The 2,557-nt window shown below is 54.9% G+C and carries 4 protein-coding genes; 2 read left to right on the plus strand and 2 right to left on the minus strand.

What is annotated here, in order from left to right; genetic code table 11:
* Positions 1–369: 369 nt before the first annotated feature.
* Complete coding sequence (locus EOA33_RS31745) at positions 370–786, plus strand: ASCH domain-containing protein (protein WP_190234429.1); 417 nt, start codon at positions 370–372, stop codon at positions 784–786.
* Entirely contained in the window at positions 783–1,304 is a 522-nt protein-coding gene (locus EOA33_RS31750; RefSeq protein WP_281033583.1) for an AAA family ATPase, read from the plus strand. Before EOA33_RS31745 ends, EOA33_RS31750 begins: the two co-directional genes overlap by 4 nt.
* On the opposite strand, the gene EOA33_RS31755 is transcribed toward EOA33_RS31750, so the two are convergent.
* Together EOA33_RS31755 and EOA33_RS39425 are read right to left on the minus strand one after the other, a co-directional pair.
* Positions 1,298–1,798, minus strand: coding sequence for a GNAT family N-acetyltransferase (locus EOA33_RS31755; protein ID WP_127407426.1), 501 nt, complete (start codon positions 1,796–1,798; stop codon positions 1,298–1,300). The two genes, EOA33_RS31750 and EOA33_RS31755, sit on opposite strands and share 7 nt — an antisense overlap.
* Positions 1,799–1,832: 34 nt before the next feature.
* Positions 1,833–2,557, minus strand: a 725-nt coding sequence (locus EOA33_RS39425) for a hypothetical protein (RefSeq protein ID WP_190234431.1), incomplete at its 5' end; no start/stop codon positions are given.

The following is a 2,557-nucleotide window of genomic DNA, read 5'->3' on the forward strand; positions in this document are numbered from 1 at the left end:
GTCCCCGAATCTGCCGGCTACCTTAACGTTTACTTAAGCGAGGGGATCCCTTCCTGCCCCACGACACTATGGGCCCGCCCCAAACGTTGATTTAATGCACGGCCAGGTCCGGTAAGAACAGCTTCTTCCCATCACGCCGCTCGCTCCCGTAGGATCGGGGTCATAGCGCGAAACAAAGCATCGATGTTCACTTTTTGTGCTATTGAAGTCGTATAAAGGGCAGAGCGGAACTGCCGGAGGGACAACCATTGGAATGCCGGCACGCCCAACACCTCACTGGTGAGGGTTTGCCTGGTAGCCGCGAGCACGTTACTGACTAGCGATTACTCCGGCTGTATGCAATCAAGGTTTCGGTTCAGGGAAGCCCACATGCGAACGATCGTTTTGAGCATCCAGCCTAAATGGGCTGCTTTAATTGGCTCCGGAGAAAAAACTATCGAGCTAAGGCGGCGGTTTCCTCGCTATCTCACGGGTTGTGTGGCCTACCTCTATGAATCTTCGCCCAGCCGCAGACTTACTGCGGTCGTACAGATGGGCGCCATTCATAAACTTCCGGTCAAGGAGCTTTGGCGCGTGCATGGCAAGGCGTCGTGCGTCGATGAGCGGCACTTCCTCACTTATTTCCAGGATCGAGATGCAGGTGTCGGTATCGAGATTCTTCGGCACCTGCCTCTGGTCAACGATTGGGACCTAGGCCGTCTGCGCCAAGAGTTCAGCTTCACGGCGCCTCAGTCATGGGGCTATGCATCAGCCCGACTAATCGATGCGATTGGGGCATGCGTATGAGAGTCTTCGTAGCGGGACTCTCAAAATCGGGGAAGACGACCCGCTCTATGCACGCTGCTGACCGGATACCTGAACTGGAGTATGTCAGCGTCAGCCAGCTGTTGAAGGCCGCTGGCGGCATCTTGCCAGTCATCACTCTGGCAGATGGTCTGACCAACCAACGCATTGCGACAGAAGCCCTGAGGGCATACCCTCGATCGAAGAAGAATCAAATTGTTGATGGCCATGCGTTGGTCGAGACTCTAGAAGGACCACTGCTTGTTCCAGACTGGTTCTTCGACGAAATTGCGCCGGATCTCTTGGTCCATGTACGCGATGATCCAGAACAAATCCTGGCGCGCAGGGCGCTTGGCACAAACTCACACACTGTACCCGAGATTGCTGCCCTTACTGCAATAGAGCAAGCTGCCTGCGAACTGCTGGCAGCTCGGCTGGGCATCCCACTCTTGGCAATTCACGCTCCAACGCTCGACGAGTTTAGGCGAAAGCTCGAACGCCGTTTTTCGTCCGGTCAGTGATCAGAAATCCCGACGCGGCTGTTAAAGATGTATTCGGCTCGATCCGATCGGTAGAGCGCCGGATAAACTCTGGGCGCCGAAAAGCTCCATATGCGAAGCAGCCCCGCAAACTCCCCGATCCGCTCTTCAGGAACGGTGAAAAGCGGTCGGTCCGATTCAAGCCAGTCAAACGCATAGCTAGCCAACGATTTTGCCACTCCCCGCTCGCGCAAAGCGGGCGCGACCCAAAGCGTGCACAACTTGCGCTCTGTCTCCGCACGCTTGCAGATTGCTACACCAGCGGGCGTGCCTTCGACATATGACGTGATAATTTTGCGTTCTCCCGTATCGAGCCCCGGAAGGACCTTGCCGAAAAACCACGACCGAAAATTCGGGTAGAACTGATGGACCCCAGCCCGCTCCAACCAGCCGTAGATTGAGAATGCATCGCCGGACAGACATGGCCGGGATAGTCGCCCAGAGAGGATACTCGCGAAGCCTGGCTCGTTTATCATACGCACGCTCCCCACGTGATTCGTCCATCCTACCTTAACGGCGGGCTCTGAGATATCCGATAGCCCATCCAACTGGATTTGGCCACCTTCGGCTAAATCGGACAACAAGAACGAGAGCGGCGGCAAGGAAAGCAAAGATTGCGGTGTTGGCGGCCGCAATTTGCCGAGGCTCATTGAGCTGCCACCACATTCCAATCAGCGAAACTAAGCCTGCTTGAGACGCGCTGCCCATCGCACCCAATGCGATCACAACCAGCGCGTAAAGCCAGAGGCGGCCAGTGTAGTAGGCGCGAAAAGTAGCAAGCGCAGTGAAGCTTTCAACCGTAGATTGAGATGGTGCTATCGAACTCCAATGGTATATTATCATGTTCTGTGCATTGAATTGCGGTTCGTCTCTCAGGTATCGTTCCCATATTTCGGGCTCTAGCCGACGCATTTTCTTGAAGCCGGTGTGGGATTGGGTCATTTCCACCGTCATATCCCTGATCAGAAAATAATGCACAGCAGACACATCGATCAGATCTGCACCTCCGCCCAGTCGTTCCAGGATCGACGCCGAGAAATTTCGGCGTTCGTTCAATCGGAATTCGACGATTTCGCTGGTGGAGATGGTGCTCAGAAAAGCAGAGTCCTTGGCGTCGATTTCGGAGACGAATCCGTTCGCGACATGGAAGGGGACTCTAATGCGGAGACGAACGTATTGGTCGCCGATTTTGGTCCGCAATCGGTCAAAAAACTGATCGCGTAACATGACTACAG

This window comes from Mesorhizobium sp. M4A.F.Ca.ET.050.02.1.1 (genome assembly GCF_003997725.1).
Lineage (GTDB): Bacteria > Pseudomonadota > Alphaproteobacteria > Rhizobiales > Rhizobiaceae > Mesorhizobium.